The sequence below is a fragment of the Cytobacillus citreus genome (genome assembly GCF_018343665.1).
GTDB lineage: Bacteria > Bacillota > Bacilli > Bacillales > Cytobacillaceae > Cytobacillus > Cytobacillus citreus.
Genome location: NZ_JAGYPM010000012.1, coordinates 25,480 through 41,415 on the forward strand (window position 1 = coordinate 25,480; position 15,936 = coordinate 41,415).

The 15,936-nt window shown below is 38.7% G+C and carries 15 protein-coding genes; all 15 read right to left on the reverse strand.

Features of this window, described 5'->3' with window-relative positions:
- Positions 1 to 6: 6 nt before the first annotated feature.
- Entirely contained in the window at positions 7 to 1,614 is a 1,608-nt protein-coding gene (locus KHA94_RS25375; protein WP_213104843.1) for a putative polysaccharide biosynthesis protein, read from the reverse strand.
- A 437-nt stretch (positions 1,615 to 2,051) separates the two neighbouring features.
- A complete protein-coding gene (spoVT, locus tag KHA94_RS25380) occupies positions 2,052 to 2,588 on the reverse strand; it encodes a stage V sporulation protein T (protein WP_213104844.1) in 537 nt (178 codons plus the stop codon).
- Between the two features lie 274 nt (positions 2,589 to 2,862).
- Entirely contained in the window at positions 2,863 to 6,396 is a 3,534-nt protein-coding gene (gene mfd, locus KHA94_RS25385) for a transcription-repair coupling factor (protein ID WP_213104845.1), read from the reverse strand.
- 105 nt (positions 6,397 to 6,501) lie between these two features.
- Positions 6,502 to 6,732, reverse strand: a complete 231-nt coding sequence (locus KHA94_RS25390) for an anti-sigma-F factor Fin (protein ID WP_213104846.1) — start codon at positions 6,730 to 6,732, stop codon at positions 6,502 to 6,504.
- Positions 6,733 to 6,850: 118 nt separating this feature from the next.
- Positions 6,851 to 7,411, reverse strand: a complete 561-nt coding sequence (gene pth / locus KHA94_RS25395; RefSeq protein ID WP_057776780.1) for an aminoacyl-tRNA hydrolase — start codon at positions 7,409 to 7,411, stop codon at positions 6,851 to 6,853.
- A 248-nt stretch (positions 7,412 to 7,659) separates the two neighbouring features.
- A complete protein-coding gene (locus KHA94_RS25400; RefSeq protein ID WP_213104847.1) occupies positions 7,660 to 8,295 on the reverse strand; it encodes a 50S ribosomal protein L25/general stress protein Ctc in 636 nt (211 codons plus the stop codon).
- An 86-nt stretch (positions 8,296 to 8,381) separates the two neighbouring features.
- Positions 8,382 to 9,338 carry a ribose-phosphate diphosphokinase gene (locus tag KHA94_RS25405; protein ID WP_213104848.1) on the reverse strand — a complete coding sequence of 319 codons (957 nt, stop codon included), beginning with the start codon at positions 9,336 to 9,338 and terminating at the stop codon, positions 8,382 to 8,384.
- 17 nt (positions 9,339 to 9,355) lie between these two features.
- Positions 9,356 to 10,729 (reverse strand): bifunctional UDP-N-acetylglucosamine diphosphorylase/glucosamine-1-phosphate N-acetyltransferase GlmU, encoded by a 1,374-nt coding sequence (gene glmU / locus KHA94_RS25410; protein ID WP_213104849.1) that lies wholly within the window; start codon positions 10,727 to 10,729, stop codon positions 9,356 to 9,358.
- A 244-nt stretch (positions 10,730 to 10,973) separates the two neighbouring features.
- Positions 10,974 to 11,264 carry a septation regulator SpoVG gene (spoVG, locus tag KHA94_RS25415; protein ID WP_057776776.1) on the reverse strand — a complete coding sequence of 97 codons (291 nt, stop codon included), beginning with the start codon at positions 11,262 to 11,264 and terminating at the stop codon, positions 10,974 to 10,976.
- Positions 11,265 to 11,512: 248 nt separating this feature from the next.
- Complete coding sequence (ridA, locus tag KHA94_RS25420; RefSeq protein ID WP_213104850.1) at positions 11,513 to 11,887, reverse strand: 2-iminobutanoate/2-iminopropanoate deaminase; 375 nt, start codon at positions 11,885 to 11,887, stop codon at positions 11,513 to 11,515.
- A gap of 20 nt (positions 11,888 to 11,907) precedes the next feature.
- Positions 11,908 to 12,726: a pur operon repressor gene (gene purR / locus KHA94_RS25425; RefSeq protein WP_213104851.1), complete on the reverse strand. Its 819-nt coding sequence runs from the start codon at positions 12,724 to 12,726 to the stop codon at positions 11,908 to 11,910.
- Positions 12,727 to 12,784: 58 nt separating this feature from the next.
- On the reverse strand, positions 12,785 to 13,654 hold the full coding sequence (gene ispE / locus KHA94_RS25430) for a 4-(cytidine 5'-diphospho)-2-C-methyl-D-erythritol kinase (RefSeq protein WP_213104872.1): 870 nt from the start codon (positions 13,652 to 13,654) through the stop codon (positions 12,785 to 12,787).
- A gap of 357 nt (positions 13,655 to 14,011) precedes the next feature.
- Positions 14,012 to 14,188 (reverse strand): small, acid-soluble spore protein, alpha/beta type, encoded by a 177-nt coding sequence (locus KHA94_RS25435; protein WP_213104873.1) that lies wholly within the window; start codon positions 14,186 to 14,188, stop codon positions 14,012 to 14,014.
- 196 nt (positions 14,189 to 14,384) lie between these two features.
- A complete protein-coding gene (gene veg, locus KHA94_RS25440; protein WP_057776771.1) occupies positions 14,385 to 14,648 on the reverse strand; it encodes a biofilm formation stimulator Veg in 264 nt (87 codons plus the stop codon).
- A gap of 373 nt (positions 14,649 to 15,021) precedes the next feature.
- Positions 15,022 to 15,891, reverse strand: coding sequence for a sporulation peptidase YabG (gene yabG / locus KHA94_RS25445; RefSeq protein ID WP_420828197.1), 870 nt, complete (start codon positions 15,889 to 15,891; stop codon positions 15,022 to 15,024).
- Between the last annotated feature and the right edge of the window lie 45 nt (positions 15,892 to 15,936).

Below are 15,936 nucleotides of genomic sequence, written 5' to 3' on the forward strand. Positions count from 1 at the left end.
TCGTTTTCATCTCCTATTCTTTTTAGGCAGCAAAATCATTAGCTTGCTTCCAAAAGGCAGCATGGAAAGCTCCTCTTCCTTGAAGGTGTTTCCTTTTAACACGATCCATAGATAACTAATACCTCCAACTAAAACGGCACTAAGCGCCTGAAAGCCTGCGAATAAACGATCGTGGCCAAAATGATGGATAAATCCTGTTAAATATAAATAAACCTGCAGGACAATGAACATGACAAAAGCAGCAAAACTAATCACGATCAAAAATCGCCCATTCAAGATGGGAGTATTCAAATGGCTGCGAAGCTTGAAAAACAAAATAACCATAATCAAGCTTAAAGTTATACAAGATGCGATTGCAGCTCCCATTGTATGATACTGCGGAACAAGTAGCATATTCATGACATATTTCACCCCGAAGCCACAAAGGATGACAAAGGCAGGAAATAGGGTCATTCCTAAGCCTTGTAAAATGGCCGTAATGGTCATAATCATGGAGCTTAATAAAATAATGATGCTCAAAACACCCAATACATCAGAACCATTGCTATTTTCAAAAAGCATGATGTTTGTAGGGATAATAATATTCCACAAACCAACTGTCGCAGCAGCCCCTACAAACAATCCTATTTTGAGTGCAAGGCGGATTTTTTCATGCATCAGTTCAACACTTGCCTTCAGCTTCTCACTCGTTATGATAGGAACTAATGATAAAGACATAGATGTCGCAACAACCATCCCCACTTGAATTAAGGGCTGTCCTCTGTCATAAATTCCTTTCAGCTCTTTCGCATCAAGATCCTTCATACCTGAGGAAACAAGCAAGGAATATAGATTAAATGAATCTGCCATCTGCATAAAAACAAGAAGCATGCTGCTTACACAAACTGCTAAGCCCTGAAGCAAAAGGATACTAGCGAACTTTCTGCTTTTTTTAAAATCAATTTTTACGATTGATGAATGAAATTTCCCTTTTCTGAACCAATAAAAAGTAACTAAAATGAGAATCGATACGATTCCCCCTGTAACAGAGCCGAAAGCTGCTCCTCCTCCAACGATATATAGACTATATCCTTGACCCGTAAGCAAAAAAGCCGCCAAAAATATCGTTAACACTCTTATTAGCTGCTCACCGACCTGTGAAACAGCCGTAGGAACCATATATCCTTTTCCTTGGTAATACCCCCTAAACAACGAGACAATTGGGAAGATCAAAAAGGTAATAGAAATTACCTTCAGCAAAATGGCAAGCTGTGGATCATCCATTTGTGCTGCTAATAGGTCAGCGCCCCAATAAAGAGCTGCAAAGCCAAGAAAGCCTATCATAAATAAAATAAAAGCAGCTGTAATAAATAAATGCTGTATACCCGACTTTTCTTTCTTATTAGCCTCTTCTGCGTATAGCTTAGATATAATTACAGGAAATCCATATGTAGATAATGTCAAAGCAACTCCGTAAAAAGGATACACCTGCTGATAAATATAAAGACCAACATCTCCTACAATATTTTGAAATGGTACTCGATAAACCGCACTTAGTATTTTTGTAATAAGGGCAGCAATTGTTAAAATGAAGGCTCCCTTAAATAAATCTTTTGTATGATTCTCGGCCCTCATCGTCCATCTCCTTCCAAACTTAAGCTCGAAAGTATTATAGCATGATGACAATGAATTTATCGAAAAAGCTAATTTTATTTAGGAAAAGCGCAAGCGCCTTCGGAACAATCAAAAACAGATTGTTCCTGCGATGTCTATTCGTGAAGCTTTCCTTTATGCTCACCCCCGACAAGCATAAGACGGGCCGACAGGAAGGTTGTTCTTTAACCTTCTTGGCGGACTGGCTTATGACCTCGAGGTCGACAAAAGCGCGACGTCCTCCCAAAAGCTTTACTTTTGGTCGTGCGATGTTTCGCTGACGAAGCTTTCCTTGTCCTGTCGCATTGTCGACACTAGTACGTCCTGTACGTCAGGGGTAGGCGCTGGAGCTAGACATTTCTTTTAAAAACCAAGTGGGCTCCCAAAGACTATGGGAGCCCACTTATGAAAGTTTCACCTTATGATTCCATTTGCCTTGCCAAGAAGCCTGCAGCTGTTTCAACAGCCTTCTGCTCAACTTCCCCTAATGAATCCTCTTTTGCATAAATAATGACTGCTCCAATCGGGTCCCCATTTGCAATAATTGGACCAACTGTGTATGAAGAAACGGATTCTGTATTCCCATCAACAAGGGAAATATCTCCCGGCTGATTCATGAGAACAGAACTGCGATCCTCCATTGTTTTTTCAATTAATTCACTAATGCTTTTGTTTAAATAATCCTTTTTAGAACCACCCGCAACAGCAATGTACGTATCCCTGTCACAAATTAAAACGGGATTTCCTAAGCTGTCATACAATGCCTCAGCATATTCTTTTGCAAAATCGCTTAATTCACTAATTGGTGAGTACTTCTTTAAAATGACCTCTCCATCACGATCCACAAAAATTTCCAGTGGATCTCCTTCACGAATACGCAATGTTCTGCGGATTTCCTTAGGAATCACCACTCGCCCTAAATCATCGATTCGACGAACAATACCAGTTGCTTTCATCCAATGTTGCCTCACTTTCATCTGATGATTTTTTTACAAAGTTTTTCTCATTGGCTATGATCCATATTTGGGAGAAAATGAATACACCGCCATGTTTGAACTTAGTATCTTTCATCTGGAAAGTTCTATACACGCTCAAATATTTTTTCTTAAGTATGTAAAGGGTACCAAAATTGGATAATTGTTCTATAAATTCTTATTTCCGATTTATCCCAAAGTATTAATGAATAAAAAACATAAAAATATGCTTTTTTCGGCATGCTTCATAATCCTCTTATATTACTTGCCCTTGCTGCTCTTTCTTTGATTGATTAAAGCCTCGGACCACTTCAAAGGCTATGTTTAACCATTCATTTGATTTCATACCTTTAACATGGAGGACAGCCTTTAGTTTTTTCCCTTCCATTCCAAGACCAACCGTCCTGCCATATTTACTTGTGATTTGGAAGATTTTTTGGCCATCAATTTGTTCGCTAGCCTTTTCGGATAACATAATTAATACTTCATTTTTTGTCTGTTTAATGATTTCAATTCCAGAGAGCTCACCATGGACCTTCATTTCTGCCACTTGGAACAAATAGGATACCTCAACAGGATATTCGCCAAAACGATCGATCATTTCTTCATTCAGCTCTTCAATATCCTCTAATGATACAGCTCCCCTAAAACGTTTGTACATTTCAATTTTTTGATGCCCATCTGAAATATAGGAGTCAGGAATATAGGCATCCAGCTCAAGATCGATTTCTAATCTCTGCTTCTCTCGTGTCTCTATATTGCCTTTTCTATCCTCAATGGCTTCTTTAAGCATTTGAGAGTATAAATCAAAGCCTACTGAGTCAATAAAGCCATGCTGTTCAGCACCTAACAAGTTTCCAGCGCCTCGAATGGACAAATCTCGCATGGCAATTTTAAATCCAGAACCTAGCTCTGTAAATTCCTTTATCGCTTGAAGACGCTTTTCCGCCACTTCTGTCAGTACTTTATCTTTTCTATATGTGAAATAAGCATAAGCTACTCGATTCGAGCGCCCAACTCTTCCCCTTAATTGATAAAGCTGAGAAAGCCCCATTTTATCAGCATCATGGACAATGAGTGTATTCACATTTGGAATATCAACACCTGTTTCAATGATCGTCGTACTGACAAGAACATCAAATTCGCCCGCAAGGAAGCTTAGCATAACGGACTCCAATTCGTTTTCAGACATTTGCCCGTGGGCATAGGTCACTCTGGCGTCAGGAACTAGTATGGAGATTTCCTCTGCTTTTCGCTCAATATCCTCTACTCTGTTATAAAGGAAATATACTTGGCCATCCCGTGCAAGCTCCCTTTCAATGGCTTCCCTAGCTATGCCGCCATTATACTCCATGACATACGTTTGGATAGGAAAACGATTTTCAGGAGGTGTTTCAATTACGGATAAATCACGAACACCAAGCATGGACATATGAAGAGTCCTTGGGATTGGTGTGGCTGTTAACGTCAGCACATCAACATTCGTTTTCAGCTGTTTAATTTTTTCTTTATGAGTAACCCCGAATCGCTGCTCCTCATCTACAATCAGAAGCCCTAAATCCCGGTAGGAAATATCTTTGGATAAGATCCGATGAGTACCGACCACAACATCAATTGTGCCCGCCGTTAAACCTTTTATCGTTTCAGTCTGTTGTTTCCTTGATCTGAATCGGCTCATAAGGCCGATCTCAATCGGATAATCTTGAAACCGCTCTCGCATTGTTTCATAATGCTGCTGTGCTAGGATCGTTGTTGGAACAAGAAATGCTACTTGCTTTCCATCTGCTACTGCCTTAAATGCAGCCCGAATAGCGACTTCTGTTTTTCCATATCCAACATCTCCACATAGCAGCCGATCCATCGGACGCTCTCGTTCCATGTCTTTTTTAATCTCATGGATCGAACGCAGCTGATCATCTGTTTCTTGATAAGCAAAAGCCGCTTCAAATTCGCGTTGCATCTCTCCGTCTGGACTATAAGCATGTCCTTTCGAAGCTTCTCGCTCTGCATAAAGCTTAATTAAATCATCAGCAATATCCTGAACAGAGGATTCTACCTTCTTTTTAACTCTTTTCCAGTCATTGCCGCCTAATTTATATATTTTCGGTTCCTTTGCTTCAGACCCAACATATTTTTGGATAAGATCAATCTGCTCGACAGGTACATAGAGTTTATCACTGCCCTGATATCGAATATGCAGGTAATCCTTATGAACCCCGTTAATCACAAGCGTTTCTATCCCTAAATATTTCCCAATCCCATGATTAACATGGACAACATAATCGCCAACCTTTAGTTCAGAGTAGCTTTTGATGCGCTCTGCATTGGAAAGCTTCTGGCGGCGTGGCTGCTTTTTCGTTTTTTTATTAAAAAGCTCTTCTTCTGTAATAACAGCAAGCTTTTGGCTTGGAAGCTCAAATCCCGTTTGTAAACTACCTTCCATTATTTGAACTTTTTTAAGAAGGAGGGCCTGATCCTCTGCTATAAATGCTGCTTCAATTTCATAATCTTCTAAAACTCTTTTAAGCTTCTTAACCCGTTCTTGATCAGAGCCAAGAAAAATAACGGTATAGCTTCCTTTTTTCCAACGTTCAAGCTCCGCTTTAAGAACATTTATTTGACCGTGGAAATTCTGCATTTGCTTACAGGAAACATTTATAAGATTTTGTGGATTTGTATTTGGGACATGCCTTAGAAACAATGACATATAAATGAGCGGCTGTTTCTTTTTTTGTAAAAAACCACGTAAATTATGTGATATTTTCACATCATGAATGATTTGCCCCTCACTTAATAGACTTGTATACCATTCAGCCTCTTCCTTTTCTAATGAATCATTCATTTCTTGCACGCGGCTGACTTCATCAATAAAAATGAGTCCATTTTCAGGGAGATAGTCTATTAAACTATTTTCTTCCTCATAAGCTAAGGAAAGATATTTAAATAGTTGATCTGGTTTACTGCCCATTTTTAATTGCTCAAGCTCGTATCCAATATTTTGAGCAAGCAATGTTTTTGCTTTATCATCTTTTATTTTTTTCAGGCTAGTTCCTAGGCCTGTTTCAATTTTTTCAATTATTTTCTTATAATGCATCGGCTGTAAAGGATACTCCGTTGCCGGACCAATCGTCACTTCCAATAGCTTCTCCTTAGACCGCTGATCTTCCAGTGAAAAAGAACGGATTGAATCTACTTCCGTATCGAATAATTCAATTCGGATTGGATCTGTTTCCGTTAATGGGTAAATATCAATAATCCCCCCTCTTACACTGAATTCCCCAGGAGATGAAACCATGCCAACCCGTGAGTAGCCCATTTGAACGAACATCAATAACTGTTCCTCAAGAAGTTCATCGCCCACTTTTAATGTTAGTTGGCTTTCTTTCCAAAGTGCTGCTGGTGGAAGAATTTTTCTCAAGCCTGCCGCTGGTGCAATCATGATCCCATTACTGCTTTTGCTCCAATGATTTAAAACTTCAATTCGCTGTGCCTTTAATTCCGGACTTGCAATACTAATTTCGGCAGCAATTAATTCATTCGCAGGATATAAAAACACTTCTGTTTCCCCAACTAAATGAACAATATCATCATACAGCTTCTGTGCTTGCAGAAGATTGTGTGTAACGATCAAGATGGGCTTTCTTGTCTGTTCATAAACAGAGGCTAAGAAAAGTGTTCTTACGGAGCCCGATAAACCTGATATAAGCTGTTCCTTTAATCCTTCTCGAATACCAGACAAAACGGATTGGAGATCATCTTGCTGACTTATTATCTGTTTAAGCCCTTTCATGGCTACCCTCCTTCTAAGAAAAGCGCAAGCGCCAAAGCTAGACATTTCTCAAACTCGATTAATCTTTTAAATAGAAAAATGCTTTGGATGACAGTCCAAAGCCTGTTATTGAATCAAAAATTCATTCTGATGAAAATCAGGATTCCGTTGAAGCAATTCATGACAATCTTCACATATTGCCTTTACTTGAAGGTTGCCAGTCTGATCATATGTGATCATTTCTTGGCGTTCTTCATGATTTAGCAAATGAAATCCCAATTGCTCTGTATTGATTGCAGTATCATCAATTGTACCAATTTTTACACCACAATGACGGCAATGATAATGAATGGCCATTCCCGTTCCTCCTATTAAAAACGTTGATACCTGTAGTATGAACGCTTTAAAAGGAACTTATTCATTAGAAATAAATGAGAATGATATATTATTATGATAAAGATAAAGAAATATGATTTTACTGATTATATTCATTCATGATTTGCAAAAATGGTTTAGACAACCAAGCTTCACACGCCGCTGCACATCTTTGTATAACCTCGCCCATTTGCTCTTGCTCTTCTTGCGTAAATCGCCCTAATACATAGTCTGGAACCTTCATTCCAGCTGGTGGCCTATCTATGCCTACTCTTATTCTGTTAAACTCTTGTGTACCAAGGTGAGCAATTGTGGACTTAATGCCATTATGACCACCAGCACTCCCTTTTTGCCGCAGACGGATTTTTCCAACTGGCAGATCTAAATCATCGTAAATCACAACGAGCTCATCATCTTCAATTTGAAAATAATCCATTAAAGCAATAATGGATTCTCCTGATAAATTCATATATGTAAGTGGTTTTAATAAATATACTTTTTCACCCTGTACATGACCAACTCCATAGACTCCTTGAAACTTCGCTTGATCAAGAGGAATGTTAAATTTGTTTGAAAGGGAGTCAATCACTTCAAAACCGATATTATGTCTTGTTTTTTCATACTGTTTACCAGGATTCCCTAAACCCACTATCAATTTCATACTATCACCCCCGAATCGAAATGCGGAAGCGCCTTGCTCACCCCCGACAAGCACAAGACGAGCCTCTCGGAAAGGTGTTCTTTACCTTTCTGGGAGGATTGGCTTGTGACCTCGAGGGGGTAGGCGCTGGAGCTAGACATTTCTCAAATTAAAAAAGTCATACTTTATTCTATTTAAAAAAGAAGGGGCTGACTAATGTTTTCGAGCCAGACCCTTACTTTTGCAAGGCATAATCTTAATCAGCCTCTTTATTCTTCATTTGCTTTCGTTTCTCTTCCCTCTTCATTCTCAGGTGTACCTTCGTTCTGCTTTTCACCACTATGAATTTCTTCTTCCTGTTTAGGAGGAAGAATGGAAGCAATGACTTCATCCTCAGTATGATTGATTTCATAGCCTTGGTTCGATTTAATATCTGCTATCGTCATTGTCTCATTGACTTGCATGTTCGTTACATCGACCTCTACAGATTGCGGAATACTATCAGGTGTAGCAGTTACGGATACTTCATGCAGAGACTGCTGCATTACACCGCCATCCTTTACGCCTGCTGCATTCCCAATTAGGACGACACGAACATTTGCTGTGATTTCCTTTGACATATCTACTGCAAGAAGGTCAACATGAATGATCTCATTTTTGATCGGATCTGCCTGATATTCACTTAATACAACATTATGTTTATGACCATCTAAATCCAAAGAAATAACGCCATTTCTACCCACCTGGCGAACAATTTTCGTAAAATCTACCTCACTGAAATAGATCGGCTTGCTTTCTACTTTTGCCCCATAGACGACAGCAGGAATATTCCCTTCCTGTCGCAAACGGGTTAATACAGATCCACGGAATTCTTTTCTTTCCTTTGCTTGTAGGACTGCAGTCATTAAAAAGATCCCCTTCCTCATTTTATTAAAAGGCTCTCTTTAAAAATTGCCCTAAAACGAGGAAGTCTAAACCCTTTAGTTAACCATCAATCAAAAAGTGTGCTTACTGATTGCTCCTCATGAACACGAATAATTGCTTCACCGATTAAATGCGCAACTGAAAGATGTACAATTTTATCTACTTTCTTTTCTTCTGGAAGCGCAATTGAATTTGTCACAACTAATTCTTTAATAGAGGAGTTTTGAATTCTATCAATTGCAGGCCCTGATAATACTGGGTGTGTACAGCATGCATACACTTCAGATGCTCCATGTTCAACAAGAGCATTTGCTGCTAATGTAATTGTTCCAGCCGTATCGATAATGTCATCTATTAAGATCGCAATTTTCCCTTCAATGTTACCAACAATATTCATAATTTCTGCCACATTCGGCTTTGGACGGCGCTTATCAATAATCGCAATTGGAGCCTTCAAACGTTCAGCCATTTTTCTTGCTCTTGTTACACCGCCATGGTCTGGTGACACGATAACAAGATCTCCGTCCATTGCTTTGCTTTTAAAATACTCTGAAAGGATAGGCACGCCCATTAAGTGATCAATTGGAATATCGAAGAAGCCTTGAATTTGAGGGGCATGCAAGTCAAGAGTAATGACACGCGTTGCACCTGCAGTTTCTAGTAAATTCGCCGCTAGTTTAGCTGTAATTGGCTCACGTGCTCTTGCCTTACGATCCTGACGTGCATAGCCATAATACGGCATAACAATATTAATTGTTTTCGCTGAAGCACGCTTTAGAGCATCAATCATGATGAGAAGCTCCATTAAATGCTCATTCACTGGAGAGCTAGTTGATTGAATAACAAATACATCGCATCCACGAATACTTTCTTCAATATTGATTGTAATTTCTCCATCACTAAAGCGTTGAACAGAACACTTTCCTAGCTCCACGCCAATAAAGCTTGCAATTTCTGAAGCTAATTCACGGTTAGAGTTTAGGCTAAAAACTTTTAAATTTGGATCTAAATATTGGTTAGACATGCTATGCCTCCATCGATTTATTTCTTTCTGTTTAGTTTTTCTACGTAATTTTCCTTGTTCACTTGACGTGCTCTCGCAATCGAAAGTGCTTCCCCTGGAACATCCTCTGTAATGGTTGAGCCAGCAGCAATATATGCATTTTTCCCAACCGTTACTGGAGCAACAAGGTTGGAATTACAGCCAACAAAAACGCCGTCCTCAATTTTTGTTAAGAATTTATTTTTACCATCATAATTAACCGTTATTGTTCCGCAGCCAATATTTACATCGCGACCGACTTCGGCATCTCCGATATAACTAAGATGAGAGGCTTTGCTTCCTTCACTGAAAACAGATTTTTTCACTTCAACAAAGTTTCCTATTTTCACATTTCCGTGGATTTCTGATTTAGGACGAATATGCGCAAATGGTCCAATCTGGACATCTGACCCAATCTGACTATCAAAGGCAGCTGATTGACGGATGACAGTTTGATCCCCTATAACACAATCAGAGATTTCACTTTGAGGGCCAATGATGCAATTGGAGCCAATCGTTGTTTTTCCAGAAATCATTGTTCCTGGATATAGGATTGTGTCCATTCCAATTTCAACTTCTGCACCGATATAAGTATTGAATGGGTCGATAATCGTAACCCCATTCCGCATATGCTGCTCATTGATTCTCTTTCTCATAATTCGTTCTGCTTCAGAAAGAGCGATGCGGTCATTGATACCAAGTGTCTCGTCAAATTCAGCCGTCTGATATGCTGAAATTGTTGCCCCTTCATTCTTTAAAATTTCAATTACGTCAGGCAGATAGTATTCCCCCTGAACATTATCATTGCTAACTTTGTTTAATGCTTCGAATAATGCTTTATTATCGAAACAATAAGTTCCCGAATTAATTTCTTGAACCTTTCGTTCGTCTTCTGTAGCGTCCTTATGTTCCACTATTTTCTCTACATGTCCGATTTCATTTCGAACGATGCGTCCATAGCCGGCAGGGTTGTCTGCAAATACAGTAAGAATTGTTGCCTTAGCAGCCGTTTCCTCGTGATGTTTAAAAAGCGCTTCCATTGTTTCATGCTTAATTAGTGGTGTATCTCCACAAACGACAATTGTAACGCCTTCTTTTCCATCAAGCATTTCTTTTGCCTGCATAACAGCATGAGCAGTACCTAGCTGCTCTTTCTGTAAGGCATACTCAATTTTATCACCAAGCTGATCTCGAACAAGCTCTGCCCCATGACCAATGATCGTAACAATTTTCTCTATATTAAGCTGTGAAACTTGATCAACTACATGTTGAACCATTGGCTTCCCGCACACAGGATGAAGGACTTTATAAAGTTTAGACTTCATTCTTGTCCCTCGGCCTGCGGCTAAGATCACCGCATAACGATTATTCATTGACAGGCCTCCAATATTACCTTTTTATCCATTTTAAAATATATCTTATTAACGCGCTTATTTCAAGGAATGATGACAAAGTACATATAATTTACATTCGGAAATTTTTTGAAAGTTGGAGATTTATTGTGGGAGTAAGGGGTATGAATATATTGATTGAAATCAAAATGAATCTAATAAGTTCCTTTAGTATACTTAGCTAAAAAAGAGCCTTACTTAGGAAGTAGGCCCTTGATGTTTATTTTTAGGAAGCTCCAGCTTCTTCAAATTCAACTTCTAATTCTCCTAGTCGGTGGTATTCTGACAATACAGCCTCCTGGATCTTGCTCCGTGTCCCTGAGTTAATTGGGTGAGCGATATCTCTAAATTCGCCATCAGGAGTGCGTTTACTAGGCATTGCTACAAAAAGACCATTATTACCATCAATTACTCGAATATCGTGAACAACGAATTCATGATCCAATGTAATGGATGCAATAGCCCTCATACGTCCATCTGTATTAACACGGCGTAATCTTACGTCAGTTACTTCCATTCTGTTCACCACCTTTGCTAGAAGATACAATCCTAAGATAATAATTCAACACTACTTCCATTTTTCCTTCTATAAATGGAAAAAATTTTTAGAATTTTTTTGGTAATAGATAAGTTCTGTAAACCCTCATTCACTATTACTAGATTTAATTAGAAATATACGAAAAAATTAAAATTATCACTTTCTGAATTTTTGTAATAAAAAACAAGCCCAATAATCCTCGAGCTTGTTAATTATTACCAATATTTTTATTTTACAAGGGCAACTACTTCAATTTCCACTAAGGCATCCTTCGGCAAACGCGCTACCTCTACACATGAGCGTGCAGGCTTATGGGTATGAAAGTACTCACCATACACCTCATTTATAGCAGCGAAATCTTCCATGCTTTGAATAAATACAGTCGCCTTTACGACGGTATCCAAAGATGCACCAGCTTCCTCCAAGACAGCTTGGAGATTTTTAAATACTTGATGTGTCTGGGCCTTTACATCGCCTTCAACCATTACACCTTCAGCAGTTAACGGTATTTGACCTGAACTATAAAAAAGATTATTGACTATGATCCCTTGTGAATATGGGCCTATTGCAGCTGGTGCATTTGTTGTTTGTACCGTTTCCAACGTAATTCCCCCTAAGTATACTATTTTTTAAAATAATTCCCTTCACTTACCTTAATTTTCTTCCCTTTTTCATCCACATCTGAAAGTCTTACAAGAGAGAGGTAATCATCAACGAGACGTTCCTCCGTCTTTTCAGCTTCTACTAAAACAGCAATTCCTGCAACATGAGCTTTAAACTCCTCGAGCATGCTGACCATCCCATTAACAGTTCCTCCCGCTTTCATGAAATCATCGACGATGAGCACTTTTGACCCTTCAGCAAGACTTCTTTTCGATAGAAGCATCGTTTGGATTCTTTTCGTTGAGCCGGAAACATAGTTAATGCTGACGGTCGAGCCCTCTGTCACTTTACTATCTCTTCTGACGATCACAACGGGAACATTTAAATAGCTTGCAACAGCATAAGCTAAGGAAATCCCTTTTGTTGCTACGGTCATTACCACATCAATTTGCGTTTCTGCAAAAGCTGAAGCAAATAAACGGCCGACACGTTTCACGATAGAAGGATCCCCTAATATATCTGTCATATATAAATACCCGCCGGGAAGCAATCGATCAGGACTGGCAATTTGTTCACATAGCTCTGTTATAAATGGCCTTGCTTCTTCATCCGTCACTTTAATTTGAAATTTTACCCCGCCTGCAGCACCTGACACAGTTTGTAATGTACCGATTCCTCTCTGTTCAAAGGTTTCCTTAATAATGGCCAGATCCTCACTAATAGATGATTTAGCTGATTTATATCTCTCTGAGAAAACGGTTAAAGAAACCAATTGTCGTGGATGCTCTAGTAAATAATTCGTCATGTCAATTAAGCGTTCACTTCGACGAAATTTCATTATAGGACCCCCAGTAAATCCGAATAATTTATCGTTAATATATCATTATTATCCGGATTTAATCAAGCTTATGTCTTTCACCAAGCATTCTAACCGCAAAAACCTGATCACAAAAGCCTCTTAAGCCATTATAAATCCGCTGCATTCTTGAGTCGTGACGAACAAGTCCAAAAACAGTTGGTCCACTGCCGCTCATTAGCACAGCGTCTGCTCCAAACCTTTTGATCTGCTCTTTAATTTGAGCAACTTCAGGATGCAAATGAAAGGTAACCTCTTCAAGAACATTTCCGACATTCCTACAAACCTGATCATAATTGCCATCTTCTATGGCGTTTATCATTTCCCTCGTCTGGGGATGATTGATACCATTTAATTGAAGTCTACGATAGACATCTGCTGTTGAAACACCAATAAATGGCTTGGCTAAAATAACCCAGCAGGTCGGTGCAGCGGGAAGCTCCTTAATAATCTCTCCTCTTCCTGTCGCAAGCGCCGTCCCTCCGTATACACAAAAAGAGACGTCAGAACCAATCTCTGCACCAATAATCGCTAGTTCATCTATCGATAATCCAAGATTCCATAGTTTGTTTAGCCCTCTTAATACAGCAGCCGCATCACTGCTACCACCTGCAAGACCAGCAGCAACTGGAATGGTCTTCTCAATTGTAATGGCTACTCCTTTCTTTACATGAAACCGCTCTTTTAAAAGAAGCGCAGCCTGATATGCCAGATTCCGCTGGTCATCCGGTACAAAACGATTATGTGAAATAATTTTTATTTCTTCTCGCTCTAATAATGTTAATTCTAGGCGATCCGCTAAATCAATGGTTGTCATAATCATTTCAACCTCATGATAACCATCCTTACGTTTATGTAAAACATCCAAGGATAAATTGATCTTTGCCGGTGCCTTTACCAAAAGCTTCAACATGTCCACCTACTTTGCCAAATTCGGGCGTCTCCATTTTTTGTCCTATTTTACCACAAAACATCAAAAGTAAGACCTTTTGATCAGACTTTCTTTCATAAAAGTTATCGATTTGTCATAATTTAATCAAAAAAACTTAACACTCATTCTTTATTTCGGCAAATCGATTAGTATTTCTATGTCTTGCTCCATAAGGAATGCTGCGTTAGCTTATAAATCGCATGACTAAAATAATTTCATTCATACATTATTATCAACTCAAAAATGCCGGAGCTTAAGCCCCGGCATCCCGCAATGAGTCCATTTCGTATTAATCACAAATCCTTCATTCATATAAAACGGATATGTCTCCTGAGGTTAACGGTAATTTTTCATGCTTTGCTGTGCAATTTCAACTGCGCGTTTTACCATATTACCGGCGTCCCTAGCTTTAATGCCGCCCCATCCTTCTTTTTGGACAACATCATAAAAACCAAGCTCCTTCGCTAGTTCCTCTTTAAAGCCTTCTGACATTATCCCTCTTCTTCTGCCTATGATTAACATCTCCTTTCACACTGCGGTAATAATAGTATGAAACACTTAATGTATAATCATTAGGGCTTTTTAGAGAATAGGTATGTTTATGGCTTATGTTAAAATTTCCTGAAAGTAGAAAGATCGATACTTTTATATGTAAAAAGAAAACAGCGGCAAACAAATGTTTGCCGCCGACAAGCAAAAAAAAAATATATTAATTTAAAGCAACTCGTCCTGTTGTATCTTCGTAGAATGTAATTTGAACCGTTTCAGTTAGAACATCAGCATAGCTGTAAGATACGCGTTCAAACGCGTTTTCATCCTGATCTAACTCAATAACAAATACAGAAGGGTACGTTTCTGCTAAAACACCTGAACGCTCAATCGTCTTCCTTCGTCCACCATTCGCTTTGAGTAAAAGTCTTTTACCAAGGTTTGAATCAAGAGCCTTTTTGATATCCAATAATGTTTTTGCCATTCGTTCCACCTCACTATGTTAAGTATATCACACTGACACAGTGGAGTCAAATAAAAATATAAATTATAACAGTCTTTAAAAAAGATTGTCAATATATTTTCGTCCACAATTTCTTCTATTTTTCAACATTTTTAGGTTATCCATAATCATAGTAAAATATGTACGTGAATTCGGAAGGAATATGACAATAAAAAAATGATTAGAAGAACTTGGCATTCGCCAAGTTCTTTTTGACGAATGCCTTAGTTTTCTTATGCGATCTTATTAGCAGATATTCAATTGAACACACACTTTACTTTAGTACGTTAATAAACTTAAACTTTTCTGGTTAGAAAAAAAATAAAACCGTTTGATTGTAAAAAACGGCTTTTCATTAAGACTCAATATTATGCTCACTATTATAAGGCATTCCAGTTCTAAGAACTCCTTTTGATTCAATTCCTCCTATCCCTTTTTCCCCGGTTAATGTATTTCTTAAAACATCCCATACATTAATTCGCTCCATAAATGGTGTGAAGCTAATTTTTGCTACGATATAAACTGGATCTAACGCATGGATATTCACTCTGTATGGAGAACTTGCAAAATTTGCGCCTGCTTGGATAAGCGATTCAAAATGGGATTGGCATGCTCCTGCAAATATTACGAGCTGATCTAAATGGGGAACCTTTCTCCTCGCCTCATTAACTGTCTGCACAAATTGTCTCGAATGCCGATACGCATTTAAATCTGTCTTCTTGCCCTTGGCCTTTGAATACGAATCATGTCCGGTTACCACTAAAATATCTGGACGATAGTAATCAATGAGATGGCCGATCTTAAGTGGCATTTCCTTTTCCTTGCAATGTATACCTGTTACAGGAACACCTATTTTTTCATATAAGGCTAAGCATTTTTCTAAATAGGTTGGGTCTCCATCTAAATGAAGGACCCTTCCAGGTATTTGAAAATAGCTAAACGCTTTACTATAACCGTCTGTTGCTTCATACTCCTGCTTCTGCTTTAATAGCTCCACATCCTGTCGAAACAATTCTAAAGATTGTTCCTCCAAGGAATGAAACTGATTTGCTAACTTTTCTCTTGTAGATGGACTGATAGCAATTAAATCTTCGACTGGTGCATCAGCGATCAGCCGAATGTCCTCTCCATACAAAATGGCATATTTCTTCCCATTTTGTTCCCGAATATCAATGACTCGAAACATAATATCACATTGGTAGGAAGCTCTCCCGACAATATCCATAATACTTATGCTCAACAGTTGTCACTCCAATTTGCCCAAACATGA